The 16068-nt window shown below is 55.2% G+C and carries 13 protein-coding genes and 1 pseudogene; 8 read left to right on the plus strand and 6 right to left on the minus strand.

What is annotated here, in order from left to right; genetic code table 11:
- Window positions 1-90 (minus strand): annotated as a pseudogene (locus FQK12_RS27810) (inorganic pyrophosphatase); the annotation flags it as partial.
- Between the two features lie 403 nt (window positions 91-493).
- Between FQK12_RS27810 and ytfQ the strand changes: the two are divergent.
- The 4 genes from ytfQ to yjfF all read left to right on the plus strand — a co-directional run bounded on the left by ytfQ (window position 494) and on the right by yjfF (window position 5072).
- A complete protein-coding gene (gene ytfQ, locus FQK12_RS25420; RefSeq protein WP_004098043.1) occupies window positions 494-1450 on the plus strand; it encodes a galactofuranose ABC transporter, galactofuranose-binding protein YtfQ in 957 nt (318 codons plus the stop codon).
- Between the two features lie 110 nt (window positions 1451-1560).
- Complete coding sequence (gene ytfR, locus FQK12_RS25425) at window positions 1561-3063, plus strand: galactofuranose ABC transporter, ATP-binding protein YtfR (protein WP_014227644.1); 1503 nt, start codon at window positions 1561-1563, stop codon at window positions 3061-3063.
- Window positions 3064-3073: 10 nt separating this feature from the next.
- Window positions 3074-4099 carry a galactofuranose ABC transporter, ATP-binding protein YtfT gene (gene ytfT, locus FQK12_RS25430; RefSeq protein ID WP_014227645.1) on the plus strand — a complete coding sequence of 342 codons (1026 nt, stop codon included), beginning with the start codon at window positions 3074-3076 and terminating at the stop codon, window positions 4097-4099.
- Window positions 4086-5072, plus strand: coding sequence for a galactofuranose ABC transporter, permease protein YjfF (gene yjfF, locus FQK12_RS25435; RefSeq protein WP_004098052.1), 987 nt, complete (start codon window positions 4086-4088; stop codon window positions 5070-5072). The genes ytfT and yjfF overlap by 14 nt, the downstream gene beginning before the upstream one ends.
- A gap of 44 nt (window positions 5073-5116) precedes the next feature.
- Here the strand turns inward: yjfF and fbp are convergent, their stop codons facing one another.
- On the minus strand, window positions 5117-6115 hold the full coding sequence (fbp, locus tag FQK12_RS25440; RefSeq protein WP_004098053.1) for a class 1 fructose-bisphosphatase: 999 nt from the start codon (window positions 6113-6115) through the stop codon (window positions 5117-5119).
- A gap of 175 nt (window positions 6116-6290) precedes the next feature.
- Here fbp and mpl point away from each other — a divergent pair, with 175 nt between their 5' ends.
- Complete coding sequence (gene mpl, locus FQK12_RS25445) at window positions 6291-7664, plus strand: UDP-N-acetylmuramate:L-alanyl-gamma-D-glutamyl-meso-diaminopimelate ligase (protein WP_014227646.1); 1374 nt, start codon at window positions 6291-6293, stop codon at window positions 7662-7664.
- A gap of 64 nt (window positions 7665-7728) precedes the next feature.
- The gene (locus tag FQK12_RS25450; protein ID WP_014227647.1) at window positions 7729-8274 is read left to right on the plus strand and encodes a GNAT family N-acetyltransferase; all 546 of its coding nucleotides are present in this window, start codon (window positions 7729-7731) and stop codon (window positions 8272-8274) included.
- A 291-nt stretch (window positions 8275-8565) separates the two neighbouring features.
- On the opposite strand, the gene FQK12_RS25460 is transcribed toward FQK12_RS25450, so the two are convergent.
- The 4 genes from FQK12_RS25460 to yjgA all read right to left on the minus strand — a co-directional run bounded on the left by FQK12_RS25460 (window position 8566) and on the right by yjgA (window position 14138).
- Window positions 8566-9774: an aldose 1-epimerase family protein gene (locus FQK12_RS25460; protein WP_014227648.1), complete on the minus strand. Its 1209-nt coding sequence runs from the start codon at window positions 9772-9774 to the stop codon at window positions 8566-8568.
- Between the two features lie 327 nt (window positions 9775-10101).
- The gene (locus FQK12_RS25465) at window positions 10102-11244 is read right to left on the minus strand and encodes an iron-containing alcohol dehydrogenase (RefSeq protein WP_014227649.1); all 1143 of its coding nucleotides are present in this window, start codon (window positions 11242-11244) and stop codon (window positions 10102-10104) included.
- Between the two features lie 194 nt (window positions 11245-11438).
- Window positions 11439-12950, minus strand: a complete 1512-nt coding sequence (locus FQK12_RS25470; protein WP_004098061.1) for a CoA-acylating methylmalonate-semialdehyde dehydrogenase — start codon at window positions 12948-12950, stop codon at window positions 11439-11441.
- A gap of 636 nt (window positions 12951-13586) precedes the next feature.
- The gene (gene yjgA, locus FQK12_RS25475) at window positions 13587-14138 is read right to left on the minus strand and encodes a ribosome biogenesis factor YjgA (protein WP_004098062.1); all 552 of its coding nucleotides are present in this window, start codon (window positions 14136-14138) and stop codon (window positions 13587-13589) included.
- 94 nt (window positions 14139-14232) lie between these two features.
- On the opposite strand from yjgA, the gene pmbA reads away from it, so the two are divergent.
- Both pmbA and cybC read left to right on the plus strand, forming a co-directional pair.
- Window positions 14233-15585, plus strand: coding sequence for a metalloprotease PmbA (gene pmbA / locus FQK12_RS25480; protein ID WP_004098067.1), 1353 nt, complete (start codon window positions 14233-14235; stop codon window positions 15583-15585).
- 36 nt (window positions 15586-15621) lie between these two features.
- Window positions 15622-16008, plus strand: coding sequence for a cytochrome b562 (gene cybC, locus FQK12_RS25485; RefSeq protein ID WP_009652340.1), 387 nt, complete (start codon window positions 15622-15624; stop codon window positions 16006-16008).
- The last annotated feature ends 60 nt before the right edge of the window (window positions 16009-16068 follow it).

The raw sequence follows: 16068 nt of genomic DNA on the forward strand, positions 1-16068 counted from the left end.
TTTGATAGGATCTGCGTTCGCCGGGATCTCGATCACGACGTAGATGTCTTCCGGCAGATCTTTGCCCGCAGGTACGTTGAGTAAGCTCATGTCTGTTTCCTTTAAAATGTATGGCAAACAAGTGCCCGGTATTATAGCCAACTCACATCGAATGTCTTCGCTTCTTTTTCCCCAGAACGGGTGGGTGGAGTCTGAATTTTTCAGCGTAAGACAGCCTGAAAATCCATAAACATAGCCGCATACTGAATAAAATTATGTAACCGTTTTCATTGCATATGCTTGATATCTCAAAGTGTGCAAAATTTCGTCATAAACGGCGAAGCTCGCGCGGCTCGCGAAGCCTCACCGGCTCTCCGCTGGTGAGATGGCCGCCGATTAACATCTAATTAACTTTTTTGAAGTGTGATGTAACGCATTCAGTTACATCTCCGATTGTCTATAGTTTGTCCGCAGGTGAGGCTTTAACCAACAATAACCCTACGAGGATCCTCTTATGTGGAAGCGCTTACTTCTTGTCACAGCAGTTTCCGCAGCTATGTCGTCTATGGTCATGGCTGCCCCTCTTACCGTAGGTTTTTCGCAGGTCGGTTCTGAATCCGGCTGGCGTGCGGCCGAAACTAACGTCGCGAAAGAGGAGGCCGCGAAGCGCGGCATCACTCTGAAGATTGCCGACGCGCAACAAAAACAGGAAAACCAGATTAAAGCCGTACGCTCCTTTATCGCTCAGGGCGTCGATGCCATCTTCATCGCGCCGGTCGTGGCGACCGGCTGGGAGCCGGTACTGAAAGAAGCGAAAGAGGCCAAAATCCCGGTATTCCTGCTCGACCGCTCAATTGATGTTAAAGACAAAGATCTCTACATGACCACCGTTACCGCGAACAACGTGCTGGAAGGCCAGCTGATCGGCGAGTGGCTGGTCAAAACCGTCGACGGTAAGCCGTGTAACGTTGTTGAACTGCAGGGCACCGTAGGGGCCAGCGTGGCGATTGACCGCAAGAAAGGCTTCGCTGAGGCCATTTCTAAAGCCTCTAATATCAAAATTATCCGCTCCCAGTCCGGCGATTTTACCCGCAGCAAGGGCAAAGAAGTCATGGAGAGCTTTATCAAAGCGGAAAACAACGGCAAGAACATCTGCATGGTTTACGCCCATAACGACGACATGGTGATTGGCGCCATTCAGGCGATTAAAGAGGCCGGGCTGAAGCCGGGCAAAGATATCCTCACCGGCTCTATCGACGGCGTGCCGGATATCTATAAAGCGATGATGGCCGGCGAGGCCAATGCCAGCGTCGAACTGACGCCGAATATGGCCGGTCCGGCGTTCGATGCGCTGGAGAAATACAAAAAAGACGGCACCCTGCCTGAAAAAGTCACCATCACCAAATCGACCCTCTACCTGCCGGATACGGCGAAAGAAGAGTTAGAGAAGAAGAAAAATATGGGCTACTGAGTAGCCGAATGACAGGTTCACCGCCGCCTCCGGGATGTCCCCGGTCGCTAAAGCGCGGCTGATTTCCCTCTCCTCCCATCGGGGAGAGGGCAAAGGTGAGGGGGGAGAGCATGAACGGCGAATTACATCAGGAAATCCTTCGTACTGAAGGGCTTAGCAAATTTTTCCCCGGCGTGAAGGCGCTGGATAACGTTAATTTTAGCCTGCACCGGGGCGAAATCATGGCTCTGTTAGGCGAAAACGGCGCGGGTAAATCCACCCTGATCAAAGCGCTGACCGGCGTCTATCATGCCGATCGCGGGGCCATCTGGCTGGAAGGGCGGGAGATCGCGCCGAAAAATACCGCTCACGCCCAGCAGCTGGGGATCGGCACCGTCTATCAGGAAGTGAACCTGCTGCCTAATATGTCGGTGGCGGATAATCTGTTTATCGGCCGCGAGCCCAGACGCTTTGGCCTGCTGCGGCGTAAAGAGATGGAAAAGCGCGCCACCGCGCTGATGGCGTCCTACGGTTTTTCTCTTGATGTCCGTGAACCGCTGAACCGCTTTTCGGTGGCGATGCAGCAGATTGTCGCGATCTGCCGGGCGATCGACCTGTCAGCAAAAGTGTTAATTCTTGATGAACCGACCGCCAGCCTGGATACCCAGGAGGTGGAGATGCTCTTTACCCTGATGCGCCAGCTGCGCGATAGCGGGGTCAGCCTGATTTTCGTCACCCACTTCCTCGACCAGGTGTATGCCGTCAGCGATCGCATCACCGTGCTGCGTAACGGCGGTTTTGTCGGCTGCCGGGAAACCCGCGAGCTGCCGCAAATTGAACTGGTGAAGATGATGCTGGGCCGTGAGCTGGAGCATAACGCCCTGCAGCGCGCGGGCCGCACCCTGCTGAGCGATAAGCCGGTGGCCGCCTTCGAAGATTTTGGCAAAAAAGGCACCATCGCACCGTTTAGTCTGCAGGTCCGTCCCGGTGAAATCGTCGGCCTGGCGGGGCTGTTAGGCTCGGGACGTACGGAAACGGCGGAGGTGATCTTCGGCATTAAACCCGCCGACAGCGGCAAAGCGTGGATCAAAGGCAAGCCGCAAACCCTGCGCTCGCCGCATCAGGCATCCTGCCTCGGGATCGGCTTCTGTCCGGAAGATCGTAAAACCGACGGCATTATCGCCGCCGCCTCGGTGCGGGAAAATATCGTTCTGGCGCTACAGGCGCAGCGCGGCTGGCTGCGGCCGATTGGTCGGCGCGAACAAAATGAGATTGCCGAACGTTTCATTCGCCAACTGGGTATTCGTACCCCCAGCGCTGAACAGCCGATTGAATTTCTCTCCGGCGGTAATCAGCAGAAGGTGCTGCTCTCCCGGTGGCTGCTGACGAAGCCGCAGTTCTTGATCCTTGATGAACCGACTCGCGGTATTGACGTTGGCGCCCACGCCGAAATCATCCGCCTGATTGAAACCCTGTGCGCCGATGGTCTGGCGCTGCTGGTCATTTCTTCAGAGCTGGAAGAGCTGGTGGGTTACGCCGATCGGGTGATTATCATGCGCGATCGCCAGCAGGTGGCGGAGCTGGCTCTGAGCGAGCTCTCCGTGCCGGCGATCATGAACGCTATTGCGGCATAAGGAGTAACCGATGATGCCTCAATCTGTTCCGAAAACCGGCCAGCCGAAACGGCGCTTTAACTGGCCAAAAGGGATGCCGCAAATTATTGCGCTGCTGCTGGTGCTGGTCGTTGACAGCCTGGTCGCCCCGCATTTCTACCAGATCGTGCTCCAGGACGGGCGACTGTTCGGCAGCCCGATAGATATTTTGAACCGCGCCGCGCCGGTGGCGCTGCTGGCGATTGGCATGACGCTGGTTATCGCCACCGGCGGGATTGACCTCTCCGTCGGAGCGGTGATGGCGATTGCCGGCGCAACGGCGGCGTCAATGACCGTGGCGGGGCACAGCCTGACGGTTGTGCTGCTCGCATCGCTGGGGGCCGGCGCGCTGGCCGGTCTGTGGAACGGCATTCTGGTGGCGGTGCTGAAGATCCAGCCGTTCGTCGCCACGCTGATCCTGATGGTCGCCGGACGCGGCGTGGCGCAGCTGATCACCTCCGGGCAGATCGTGACCTTTGACTCTCCGCATCTGGCGTGGCTCGGCAGCGGATCGCTACTGCTGTTCCCGACGCCGGTGATTATCGCCATCGTGACGCTGGTGCTGTTCTGGCTGTTTACCCGCAAAACCGCGCTGGGGATGTTTATCGAAGCGGTGGGGATTAACATTCGCGCGGCAAAAAACGCCGGGGTAAATACTCGCATCGTCGTGATGTTGGCCTACGTGCTGAGCGGCGTTTGCGCGGCGATTGCCGGCATTATCGTTGCGGCGGATATTCGCGGCGCGGATGCCAATAATGCCGGGCTATGGCTGGAGCTGGACGCCATCCTGGCGGTGGTTATCGGCGGCGGCTCGCTGATGGGCGGGCGCTTTAACCTGCTGCTCTCGGTCGTCGGGGCGCTGATTATCCAGGGGATGAATACCGGGATCCTGCTGTCAGGATTCCCGCCGGAGCTTAATCAGGTAGTCAAAGCGGTGGTGGTGCTGTGCGTACTGATCGTCCAGTCGCCGCGCTTTATCAGCATACTGAAGGGGATGCGCGGCCATGATAAAACGTAATTTACCGTTAATGATTACCCTCGCGGTCTTCGTACTGGGATACCTTTACTGCCTGACCCAGTTTCCCGGCTTTGCCTCGACGCGGGTGATCTGCAATATCCTGACCGACAATGCCTTTCTTGGGATCATCGCCGTCGGCATGACCTTCGTGATCCTCTCCGGCGGGATCGATCTGTCGGTCGGGTCGGTGATCGCCTTTACCGGCGTATTTCTCGCTAAAGCGATCGGTTTCTGGGGGATTTCGCCGCTGGTGGCGTTTCCGCTGGTGCTGGTGATGGGCTGCGCCTTTGGCGCGTTTATGGGCCTGCTTATTGATGCGCTGAAGATCCCGGCGTTTATCATCACCCTCGCCGGGATGTTTTTCCTGCGCGGCGTCAGCTACCTGGTCTCGGAAGAGTCGATTCCCATTAATCATCCGGTGTATGACGCGCTGTCAGGACTGGCATGGACCATCCCCGGCGGTGGGCGTCTGAGCGCGATGGGGCTGCTGATGCTGCTGGTGGTGATCGGCGGAATTTTTATGGCCCACCGCACCCGCTTCGGTAATCAGGTTTATGCCATCGGCGGCAACGCGACGTCGGCGAACCTGATGGGGATTTCCACGCGGAGCACGACGATCCGCATTTATATGCTCTCTACCGGGCTGGCGACGCTGGCGGGGATCGTCTTCTCCATCTATACCCAGGCGGGCTATGCGCTGGCGGGCGTTGGCGTTGAACTGGACGCGATTGCATCGGTGGTTATCGGCGGTACGCTGTTGAGCGGTGGGGTGGGGACGGTTCTCGGCACGCTGTTTGGCGTCGCCATTCAGGGGCTGATTCAAACCTACATCAACTTCGACGGTACGCTGAGTTCATGGTGGACCAAGATCGCTATCGGTATCCTGCTGTTCATCTTTATCGCGCTGCAGCGCGGCCTGACGGTGCTGTGGGAGAATCGGCAGAGTTCGCCGGTGACAAGGGTGGGGCACTGACGGAAGGATTTCCCCTCCCGTAAGGCGGGAGGGGAAGAGGCGGGTTACGCGTCCGGGAACTCTTTAATAAAGTTTTCGACGTCTTCAACCATATGGTTGTTGCCGACGAAGAAAGAACGGCGCTGATGCAGACTTTCCGGGATGATATCCAGAATACGCTCTTTACCATCGCTGGCCTTACCGCCCGCCTGTTCCGCAAGGAACGCCATCGGGTTGCATTCGTACAGCAGGCGCAGTTTACCGTCCGGGTGGCTGGCGGTGCTCGGATAGAGATAGATGCCGCCTTTAAGCAGGTTGCGGTGGAAATCCGCCACCAGAGAGCCGATGTAGCGTGAGGTATACGGGCGCTGGGTCTCTTTATCTTCTTCCTGGCAGTGCTTAATGTACTTCTTCACACCCATCGGGAACTTAATGTAGTTACCTTCGTTAATCGAGTAGGTGTTGCCTTTTTCCGGGAAGCGCATGCGCTCCTGGCACAGGCAGAAGACGCCAAGGGAGGGGTCATAGGTAAAGGCGTGGACGCCGCAGCCGGTAGTGTAAACCAGCATCGTCGAGGAGCCATACACCACATAGCCCGCGGCGACCTGTCGGTTGCCCGGTTGCAGGAAATCTTCTTCGGTAACGGGGGTGCCCACCGGCGTGACGCGGCGGTAAATAGAGAAGATCGTGCCAACAGAGACGTTAACGTCGATGTTAGAAGATCCATCCAGCGGGTCCATCAGCACCACGTATTTGGCGTGTTCGCATCCTTCAAAGACGACGATCTCATCTTCTTCTTCAGAGGCGATCCCGGCAACAATATCGCGTGCTCGCAGTGCGGCTTTCAACTTTTCATTGGCAAACAGGTCGAGTTTTTGCTGAACCTCGCCCTGAACGTTTTCAGCACCGCTGGCACCCAGGATATCGACCAGGCCGGCCTTGTTGATATCGCGGTGGATGATCTTGGCGCCTAACTTTATCGCCGACAACAAAGCAGTAAGCTCGCCGGTTGCGTGAGAGAACTCGTGCTGCTTTTCGACAATAAATTCACCTAACGTTTTCATAACCCGTTCCCTGCATGTTTATGTGAAGTAAAACGAACATAACAATCTTAACAAAGAATAAAAAAAGTTCGCACTGGTGAATCGCGCCAGCAAAATACGGATTCGCCTGAAATGCATTTCTTTCCCCCCCAACATCCCGGTAAACTGTGCTTCAGATAAGAGAAGGAAATGACGAATGCGCATTCATATTTTAGGAATCTGTGGCACGTTTATGGGGGGGCTGGCGATGCTGGCGCGTTCCCTCGGTCATGAGGTAACGGGGTCGGATGCGAACGTCTATCCGCCAATGAGTACCCTGCTGGAAAACCAGGGAATTGAGTTAATTCAAGGATATGATGCCAGCCAGCTGGATCCGCAGCCGGACCTGGTGATCATCGGTAACGCAATGACGCGCGGAAACCCGTGCGTGGAAGCGGTGCTGGAAAATAATATCCCTTACATGTCCGGTCCGCAGTGGCTGCACGATTTCGTGCTGCGCGATCGCTGGGTGCTGGCGGTTGCCGGAACGCACGGGAAAACCACCACTGCCGGCATGGCGACCTGGATCCTCGAAGCCTGCGGCTACAAGCCGGGCTTTGTTATCGGCGGCGTTCCGGGCAACTTCGATGTTTCCGCGCGCCTCGGCGACAGCCCGTTCTTCGTGATTGAAGCCGATGAATACGACTGCGCTTTCTTCGATAAACGTTCCAAATTTGTTCATTACTGCCCGCGCACGTTGATTCTCAATAACCTTGAATTCGACCACGCGGACATCTTTGACGATCTAAAAGCTATTCAGAAGCAATTTCATCATCTGGTGCGTATTGTGCCGGGCAAAGGCAAGATTATCCTGCCGGAGAACGACATCAATTTGAAGCAGACGATGTCGATGGGCTGCTGGAGCGAGCAGGAGCTGGTTGGCGAACAGGGGCACTGGCAGGCGAAAAAGCTCACCACCGATGCTTCCTCCTGGGAAGTGTGGCTGGACGGCGAGAAAGTCGGCGAAGTGAAGTGGGCGCTGGTCGGCGAGCATAATATGCATAACGGCCTGATGGCCATCGCCGCCGCCCGGCATGTCGGCGTGCTGCCTGCCGATGCGGCCAACGCGCTGGGCAGCTTTATCAACGCCCGCCGCCGTCTGGAGCTGCGCGGCGAAGCCAACGGCGTGACCGTATACGATGATTTCGCCCACCACCCGACGGCGATTCTGGCGACCCTGCAGGCGCTACGCGGCAAAGTTGGCGGTACCGCGCGTATTCTTGCCGTGCTTGAACCCCGTTCTAACACCATGAAAATGGGCATTTGCAAAGACGACCTGGCGCCGTCTCTCGGTCGCGCGGACGAGGTCTTCCTGCTGCAGCCGCAGCATATCCCGTGGCAGGTTGCTGAAGTGGCTGACGCTTGCGTACAGCCTGCACACTGGAGCGCCGATGTCGATGCGCTGGTGGATATGATTGTTAAAACCGCCCATCCTGGCGACCACATTCTGGTGATGAGCAACGGTGGATTTGGCGGCATTCATCAGAAGCTGCTCGATAAGCTGGCGAAAAAAGCCGAGGCGGCCGAGTAGGCTATTCTCCTCGTTTATCCGCCCTCCGCGTGAGGGCGGATAGTTTTTGTGGCCAGGAGGGTTCATGTTGAATTCAGAAAGAGTGACCTCTACCGATTCCGCGCATTTTCCCGCGCTTGATGCGCTGTACGGCAGGGCCTTCCCGTGGCACGAGCAGCGTGAAGCCGAGGCTAAGCAGCAGGCGCTTGATAATCCGCATTATGAACTGGAAGCCTGGTTCGATGATGGCCAGTTTATTGGCCTGAGCGGCTGCTGGCGGTTTGCTGACTATCGCTACGTTGAACATCTGGCCATCGACGATACCTTGCGATCGCGCGGCTACGGCAAGCGGCTGTTAGCTGAAATACTTCAGCGCGCGCCGCTGACCGTTCTGGAAATCGATCCGCTGACCAGCGAAGTTGCCCATAAGCGCCTGCGCTTTTATCAAACCATGGGCTTTTGCGCGAATCCCTGGGCGCATCGCCATCCGACCTATCATCAAGGCATCGCCGATCATGAACTGATCGTGTTGAGCTATCCGCAGCCGATTAATGAGGCGCAGTACCAGCGCTTTGCGCAGGATTTGCGTTTGGTGGTCATGGAGCAGGCTGGCGCGGTCAAGGTTTTGTAGCCCGGACAAGGCGCGTCAAGCGCCGCCTCCGGGAAGCAGCGCGCAATGTCACCTCCGCTGTTCTCCCGGCTCGCGCTGCGCTTAGCCGGGCTACGGGTTTACCGTCGTCTGCGGGCCGGTAGTCCGGACAAGGCGCGTCAAGCGCCGCCTCCGGGAAGCAGCCCGCAATGCCACCTCCGTTTTCTCCCGGCTCGCGCTGCGCTTAGCCGGGCTACGGGTTCAGCGCCGTCTGCGGGCCGGTAGCCCGGGTCAGGCGTTACGCCGCAACCCGGGATGGGCTCAAAGCTTACGCTACTCCTTCGCGATAGGCGTTTCGTCTTCCGCTACTTTGGTATCGCCCTGAATGGCAGCGATTTTCTTCTCCACGTCGGCAACCTGCTCGCTGCTGTGCAGCAGCGTATAGGTCAGATCAAACTGGGTGCTTGCCCCGGGCTGAAGCTGCTTAACGCGTTTTTGCTCGCGCTCGATGGTTACCGGATAGGCGTAGCTGGTACCCGGCTCAATACCGGTCACGTAACCCTGTTTCTCGGTATCGGTGTTTTTCCACAGCGTCAGCACCGGCAGCTGGCGGGTATCAAACTGAATCGATGCCCCTTTGTCGCCGGCTTTGTTGACCACCGCGGCCAGCGTTTGATGATTTTCGTCCGCCAGCGGCTGCATGTTAAACACCATTTCATCGAAATCTTTGGTTGGACCGGCGTAGGTTTGCCAGGTTTTTAAGCCGGCTTTGGCGTAGTCATTGAACGGGCTGATGCTGGCGATCGGCGCCATAAAGCGGGCCCCCTCTTCGAGGATCGGCTTGCCAAAGTTGCTGTGATAGATAATCTGATAGTCATGCGGATAGTCAGCATGGTTGGTTAAGACATCGTGCAGGCTGAAGCTGTTGCTGCCGGGTACATAGCGCAGCTCGGTCATGGTCTGCAGATCCGCTTTCTTAAACGTGCTCTCCTTCACCAGCCCGCGAACGCGAATTTCATACGGCGCGGTGTCCGCGACTTCCACTTCCACCTGTGAAGCCGGCGTGTTGCCGACCTTGCCGTGCAGGGTATAAATCTGTCCGTCTGCGGTTACCGGGTGGCCGGTCCATTCATAGCCGCAGCGCACCATCATTTCATTGAAGCCTTCCAGCCAGCCCAGCCCGTTGCGGCTTTCGAGGTTAATAAAGGCCGGGTTGACCACCTCTTTTACCGGTGAGTCCCAGCCCATCCGTGAACCAAAACCTTCGATTTTCAGCAGATTCATGCCGCGAGTCGGGCTCAGGGTAATCGTCAGGCCGTCTTTGCTGTGGATTACGAGGATTTTGCTGCCTTCCTGTTTCCCGCCGTGAAGGACTTTTTGCTCAATGCTGAAGTTATGATCTTTTATCTTCAGCTGGTCGCTGGTTATCTGCCAGTTTCCTTTATCCATGCCGCTTTCAGCGCTTGTCAGCACCCATGTTTTCGCGACTACTGGCCCAGAAACAAGCATGGCAATTGCTGTTAAAGCTAATGTTTTTTTCATTTTTTAACCCTTTTGCTGAATCGATTGTGTTGCTGATGCAGGAAATTTAGTTGTAAGTGGATTATGAAAATGTGAAGTGTCTCACCTGGTGAGAAAACGGCCGTTTTTATATTTTTAAATGAGATTTAAATCGCTTTTTTTAAGTAATTATAAAAGTTGTTGCTAAAAAAATGTGAATCAGGATGATTTTAGCTTTAACGATTCAGCTATTACTGGCTACGGCTATGATGAAGCCTTTAGAAACGACAGGGCCGCCGGGCTTTAGTGGCCCAGGCGGCCCTGGTTGAAGCGGCTTTATCGTTTAAAAAAAACGCAGCGGGGAGGTTATCAAGCGCCGTAGAACGCTTTGGTATAGAGCCCTTTGACATCCTGAACGGACGGATAGTTAGGATTCGTTAATGTGCAGGGATCGTCAACGGCATGGTGACTCATTCTGTCGAGGACGTTCACAAAGGTGATTTCATTGATTTCAACTTCGCCGCACTGGCTTAGCGTTTTCGGCACGCCCAGACGTTGATTCAGCGCGTTGATCGCTTCAATCAGGTTTTTGATGCCTAACGCCGCTTCCAGCTGACGATATTTTTTGGTGAACTTCGCATTATATTGAATGATATAAGGCAGCATAATCGCGTTTGCCAGACCGTGGGTAATACCAAACTCGCCGCCAATCTTATGCGCCATTGAATGAACTAACCCCAGCGAGGCGTTGGTGAAGGCGATTCCCGCCAGCGCAGAAGCATTGTGCATATGCATGCGGGCGTTTAAATCATCAGGTGAGCACCAGGCGATTTCCAGATACGTAAACACCAGCCGAATCGCTTCTACCGCATAGGGGTCAGTAAACGAGTTGGCCGCGGTGGAGACATAGGCTTCAATGGCGTGGGTCAGAACGTCCATTCCGGTATGAACGGTAACGTGCGGCGGCATTTTTGCCGGAATGGTGGGGTCGAGAATGGCGATATCCGGTACCAGATCGGCGGCAACAATCGGGTATTTGATATGATTTGCCGTGTCGGTGATCACCGAAAATGCGGTGATCTCAGAGGCGCTGCCGCTGGTGGAAGGGATCGCCACAAATCGGGCTTTATTGCGTAGCGCCGGCATGGAACCGACCGGGAGAATATCCTCGAACTTCAGCTGCGGATGCTCGTAGAAACACCACATTACTTTTGCGGCATCAAGCGCGGAGCCGCCGCCAATCGCCACTATCCAGTCCGGTTCAAAAGCCTGCATCGCTTTTGCGCCGCGCCAGACGGTTTTAATGGACGGATTGGGTTCGACATTATCGATAATAATGCACTCCATACCCGCTTTATTAAGTTCGCTGACGGCTTTATCCAGAAAGCCAAAACGCTTCATGGAACTTCCGCCAGTGACTAACGCGGCTTTTTTGCCGCTCAGCGTGGAAAGATGTTCTAAAGCATTTTCGCCATAAATAATACTGCGAGGAATTGAGAAGGCCTGGGTCATAGGAAACTCCATTTAATATTAAGGATTTTTTTAGTGTGCATTCGTCATTTACGATTCAGCGACACGTGCAGAGTAAAAAAATCGAATTAATGCTCCAGATATTGCCGAAGCAATATCTGGAGGGAGTTGACCGTCATACTTCGAGCGGCTGGTGCGTTGACTGCAACTTGAATTATTTGGGGTATTAGCGGCGTTTAAATCGTACCGTCCCAGGAGTCGACTTTTTCGCGTTTCGCTTCCTCTTCATCAAACCAGCGCGAGGTCACGCATTTTGATTCGGTGTAGAAACGGACGCCGTCTTTGCCCAGGCAGTGCAGGTCGCCGAAGAAGGACTGCTTATGGCCTGAGAACGGGAATACGCCGACCGGCACCGGAATACCGACGTTGATACCGACCATGCCGCCGTGGGTGCGTTTCTGGAATTCGCGGGCGTAGTAGCCGCTTTGGGTGAAAATAACCGAGCCGTTGGCAAACGGGTTATTGTTCATAAGTTGCAGACCTTCCTCGAAGGTTTTGACCCGCTTAAAGCACAGCACCGGCCCGAAAATTTCCTGCGTGCCGACGCTCATCTCTTCGGTTACGCGATCCAGGATGGTTGGCCCGACGTAGAAGCCATTTTCCTGGCCCGGCACCTGAATAGCGCGACCATCGAGCACCAGCTTTGCCCCCTCCTCAATGCCTTTATTAATCCAGTTGATGACCGATTGCTTATGATCTTTAGAAATCACCGGACCCATATCGGTATCGCGCAGATAGCCGGGGCCGATTTTCAGCTGTTTGGCTTTCTCGACGACGGCGGCAATCAGCTTATCAGCGATCTCTTCCTGCACCACGACAACCGGCAGCGCCATGCAGCGTTCGCCCGCGCAGCCAAACGCGGCGTTGATAATCCCCGCTGCGGTACGGTTAATTGGCGCATCGGCCAGCACCAGGGCATGGTTTTTCGCTTCGCACAGCGCCTGAACGCGCTTGCCGTGAGCGGCGGCTTTGGAGTAAACGTGCAGACCCACGGAGGTTGAGCCGACGAAGGAGACGCCGTTGACGTCCGGGTGGGTCAGCAAGATATCGGCTTCATTGCGTGAGCAGGTCACGACGTTAATCACCCCATCCGGCACCCCTGCTTCCTGATAGAGTTTGGTGATTTCCATACAGGTCATCGGCGTCATACTGGCCGCTTTAATCACCATGGTATTACCGGAGGCGACGCATAATGGCGCCATCCATCCCATCGGGATCATTGCCGGGAAGTTAAACGGCACAATACCGGCGAACACGCCAATTGGCTCACGATAAAGGTTGGTGTCGATCCCGGCAGAGGCGTCCATCAGGTTTTCACCGGCCATGAGAGTGGGAATCGAGCAGGCAAGCTCGGTACCTTCTTTCGCTTTTAATACATCGCCCTGGGCGTCGCCCCAGGCTTTACCGTTTTCTTTTGCCACCAGCTCGGTTAAGCGGTCCTGATGCTGGATTAATAATTCGCGAACGCGGAACATAATTTGCGAGCGTTTAATGGCCGGCGTATCTGACCACGCCGGAAAGGCTTTGCGCGCCGCGGCAACGGCATCCAGCACTTCTTGCTCGGTGCAGCAGGGGGCCTGAGCCATGACTTCCCCGGTACTTGGGTTATAGACGTCCATATAGCGTTCGGTCTGCGATACGCGCCATTGACCATCAACGAAATATTTCAGCCTTGGTACAGTAGTCATATTTTTCTCCATGATGATAGCTGTCGACTCTCTAAAATCTGGCTCCGGTCGGCGGCAAATAACCGACCGCCGGGTTAGCCCCTCTCGTGAAAAGTGAATTCCAGCTTCTTGCCGGACGATGGCCTCCGCTGGGCGATTCACCTGCGGCGGTGCGGATGATTTTGTCGACTTTCTGCTGAGGAAAGCCTGCAGACGCCAGGTTTTAATGAACAGAACTCACTGGCCAAAAATACGCGCACGCACCGTTTCGGTTCTCGTACTTTAATGAAATTTATTTTTCATTATTATGATGTATGAAATATCAAAACCGTTTTGAGAGGTGGATCAAAGATAAGCAAACTGCTGATAAAGTCAGCGCCATAAAGCAGGATTATATAGTTTTATATAATAAAGTTAACAGGTTGTGTTGATGGCATTGGCGTTGATGGCGAGGGGAAATTGCCAGCCGGATTGCAATGGAACGGCTTTTTTGTGAAATAAAAGTTAAATATAAGCGCGAACTGGAATGAAAATGAAAAATTAAAACCGATTTAAATGCAGGGGAAATTCGAATTGACCATTGTCCATGGCATTGCGTTCGAGGGAGTGGGTCGCCCGGATCGGGCAATAGCCGTAATCCGGGGGAGTCATACAGAATTAGCCTTCGCTTTCGGCCAGTTCGCGCAGGTACTGGAAGATAAGACGCGCGGACTTCGGCGGCTTGTTGCCTTCTTTCTCTTTTTTGGCGTTGCGGATCAGCGAACGCAGCTGCTGACGATCGGCATCTGGCCACAGGTTCAGCACTTCAGCCACGGCATCATCACCATTATCAATCAGACGATCGCGGATCTGCTCAAGCTTATGGAACAGCGCAACCTGCTGGTTGTGGCGGTTCTTCAGCTTGTCCAGCGCCTGACGAATCGGCTCGACGTCGCGGCTGCGCAGCATTTTACCAATCAGCTGCATCTGGCGGCGGCGGCCTTCTTTCTTGATACGCTGGGCGAGTTCAATCGCGTCGCGCAGGTCGGTATCCAGCGGGATTTTATCGAGCGCGTTTTTACCCAGCTCGACCATTTCCGCGCCAAGACGCTTCAGTTCTTCGGCGTCACGCTTAATTTCACTTTTACTGACCCAGATAATTTCATCGTCTTCATCTTCGACGTCATCACCAGGGACGTCGTCGAGCCAGTCTTCGGGCTGCTTTGTCATCTCAGGCTCCTTAAAAAAGAGACTAATGTTACCAGTTAAGGCGCGCACTGAAAAACGGTTCTCTGTTAGACTTCAGTTAACTCCTTCTTACATTATGGCATTAGCGATGAAAGTCATCTCTCAAGTTGCACAACAGCGTAAGACGCTGGAAGAGGCCGTGACCACGGCGCTGGAACTGGCGGCAGGCAAATCCGACGGCGCGGAAGTCTCCGTCAGTAAAACTACCGGTATCGGCGTGAGCACCCGCTACGGCGAAGTGGAGAACGTAGAATTCAACAGCGATGGTGCTCTCGGCATCACCGTTTATCACCAGAATCGCAAAGGCAGCGCGTCTTCGACCGATCTCAGCCCGCAGGCTATTGCCCGCACGGTGCAGGCGGCGCTGGATATCGCCCGCTATACCTCGCCGGACCCGTGCGCGGGCGTGGCGGATAAAGAACTGCTGGCTTTTGAAGCCCCGGATCTTGACCTGTTCCATCCGGCGGAAGTTTCCCCGGATGAAGCCATCGAGCTGGCCTCCCGCGCTGAACAGGCGGCGCTAAAAGCCGATAAACGCATCAGCAATACCGAAGGCGGCAGCTTTAACAGCCACTACGGCATTAAAGTGTTCGGCAACAGCCACGGCATGCTGCAGAGCTACTGCTCTACCCGCCACTCGCTCTCCAGCTGCGTGATTGCCGAAGAGAATGGCGATATGGAGCGCGATTACGCTTATACCATCGGACGGGCGATAGACGACCTGCAATCGCCGGAGTGGGTTGGCGAAGAGTGCGCCCGCCGCACCCTGTCGCGCCTGGCCCCGCGTAAGCTATCGACGATGAAAGCGCCGGTGATTTTCGCCAACGAAGTCGCTACCGGTCTGTTTGGCCATCTGGTCGGGGCGATCGCCGGCGGTTCGGTTTACCGTAAATCCACCTTCCTGCTTGATGCGCTGGGTAGCCAGATCCTGCCGGACTGGCTGACCATTGAAGAGCATCCTCACCTGCTGAAAGGTCTGGCTTCGACGCCGTTTGATAGCGAAGGCGTCCGTACGGAACGCCGGGATATCATTAAAGACGGCGTACTGACCCAGTGGCTGCTGACCAACTACTCGGCGCGTAAGCTGGGGCTGAAGAGCACCGGCCACGCGGGCGGTATTCACAACTGGCGGATCAACGGCCGCGGCCTGAGTTTTGCAAAGTTGCTTAAAGAGATGGGGACCGGTCTTGTCGTCACGGAACTGATGGGGCAGGGTGTAAGCGGCGTCACCGGCGACTACTCACGCGGCGCGTCCGGCTTCTGGGTAGAAAACGGCGAAATTCAGTATCCGGTCAGTGAGATAACCATTGCAGGAAATCTGAAAGATATGTGGCGTAATATCGTGACCATCGGCGACGATATCGAAACGCGCAGCAACATTCAGTGCGGTTCCGTACTGCTGCCGGAGATGAAGATCGCCGGGCAATAACACTTGTGTGCTTAATAATAAAAAAGGAAGTGAGCAATGCGTAAAAAACTGTTAGCGATGCTGGCCGTATCGGCTTTTGCGCTTGGTTCGGCATCGGCTTTCGCCGATCTGGGCGAAGATATGGATACCCTTGCTGAGAACCTGCAAGTGGTGCAGAAAACTTCAGATGCCGGCGAGCTGAAAGCGGCGCTGAATAAGATGCGCACAGCGGCGGTTGACGCCCAGAAAGAGACGCCGCCGAAGCTGGAAGGTAAAGCGGCGGACAGCGCGGAAATGAAAGACTATCGTCACGGTTTCGATGTGCTGATCGGCCAGATTGACGGCGCGCTGAAGCTGGCTGATGAAGGCAAAGTCAAAGAAGCCCAGGCCGCAGCGGAAGAGTTTAAAACCACCCGCAATACATACCATAAGAAGTACCGTTAATTTCTCTTTGTGGGGAGGCGTCAGCCGATGCCTCCCACATTCTGTTAATTCAAAACTCCA

Origin of the sequence: Klebsiella sp. ME-303, assembly GCF_007910085.1 — a bacterium.
Classification (GTDB): Bacteria; Pseudomonadota; Gammaproteobacteria; order Enterobacterales; family Enterobacteriaceae; genus Klebsiella; species Klebsiella michiganensis.